This window comes from Pacificibacter marinus, from assembly GCF_900109555.1.
GTDB lineage: Bacteria > Pseudomonadota > Alphaproteobacteria > Rhodobacterales > Rhodobacteraceae > Celeribacter > Celeribacter marinus_C.
Window position 1 is genome coordinate 1 of sequence record NZ_FNZV01000043.1, and the last position, 1,258, is coordinate 1,258.

At 55.5% G+C, this 1,258-nt stretch carries 1 protein-coding gene and 1 pseudogene; both read left to right on the forward strand.

Annotated elements, in window-relative coordinates; genetic code table 11:
- Nucleotides 1–183, forward strand: a pseudogene (locus tag BM025_RS19405) (hypothetical protein); the annotation flags it as partial.
- 299 nt (nt 184–482) lie between these two features.
- A complete protein-coding gene (locus tag BM025_RS18845; RefSeq protein ID WP_085850900.1) occupies nt 483–1,043 on the forward strand; it encodes a GrpB family protein in 561 nt (186 codons plus the stop codon).
- The last annotated feature ends 215 nt before the right edge of the window (nt 1,044–1,258 follow it).

Sequence of the window (1,258 nt, forward strand, 5' to 3'; positions counted from 1 at the left end):
TACCCCGCCCTCACAGAGAGCGCAGAGGTATTCCCACGGCAAGCTGCCGCCTTTGGGGCAGAACTGCGCCGCGTGACGCCCCTGCTACGCGCTCATGGCGTAGAGGTGGCGCACCTGCGCGAAGGCAAAGACAGGCGGAGTGTGGTTTGTGTGTCGAAAAGAGCAGATTGGAAGGGGGAATAGCTCGATATTGACCGAGGCACGGCGCTATCAACGCGGCGTCCTTGGGTCACGCCAACGAGCGGGCGGACAGTAAATCTAAACATCAGCAGTTTGCTGTCCGCGCCATACTCAACAGGGCTTGGCGGCGGACAGTGGCGGACAGCGATTGGGGCGGGTTTTGTTTAGTCGAGGTATGAACGGCTCATTAGCCGCCATTTGTGGTCGCCGCAGCGAATGGCTGGAAAGAGCCCAGTTTACCAGATGCTGCGACGTGCACTATGGTCGGCTTTAATGAACTCACCAAAGAGGGCGCAAGGCCGATGACCATCAAAATTCTTCCTTCTAATCCTGATTGGCCCAATAGGTTCTTGGTAATCAAGTCATTGCTAAAGAGCGCTCTGCCTGACGACAGCGAAATTCACCATATTGGGTCAACAGCAGTTCCTGATCTCGTCGCAAAAACCGTGATCGATGTGCAGGTGAGCGTGCTGTCATTAAAGGATGTGACAACAGATTCCATGGCTGCTGCGGGATTTAGCCTCGGAAGACCCACAAGTGATCATTGCCCTCCTGGCAAAGCGCTGTCGCCTGAGGATTTGGCCAAACAGTTCTACCGTTGTGAGGAACCTTTTTTCGCGAATGTACATGTCCGTGAGAAGGGTCGCTTTAACCAACGCTACCCGCTGCTTTGCCGTGATTACCTTCGCGAGCACCCATCTGCGGCGGCGGCATATGGGGAAATCAAGCAACAGCTCGCGCTACACTTTCCAAACAACGCGGATGCCTACTACGATGTCAAGGATCCGGTATTCGACCTCCTCATGGCTGGAGCCGTAGACTGGGCGCGCTCAACGAAATGGACCGACCCCCCATCGGATTAACCTTACGACACTCAGCCTCATAACAGCAGACATTCCACATCGACTCACCAACGGCAGCTTTGTCCCGCATTACCGAACTTGGTGTTGACCGCAGCGAAGGTCCGGTTCCCGCCCTTACCCCCATCACAAGCACAGCCAACGCCTTTACGCTTGGCAATTAGAGACAACCTCTGCGCCCAAGGCAACGCCGTCAATTTTGCGTCTGTTGCGCGATC

Coding starts and splice junctions, on each gene's coding strand:
- BM025_RS18845 (WP_085850900.1), top strand. CDS start 483: ATGACCATCAAAATTCTTCCTTCTAATCCTGATTGGCCCAATAGGTTC.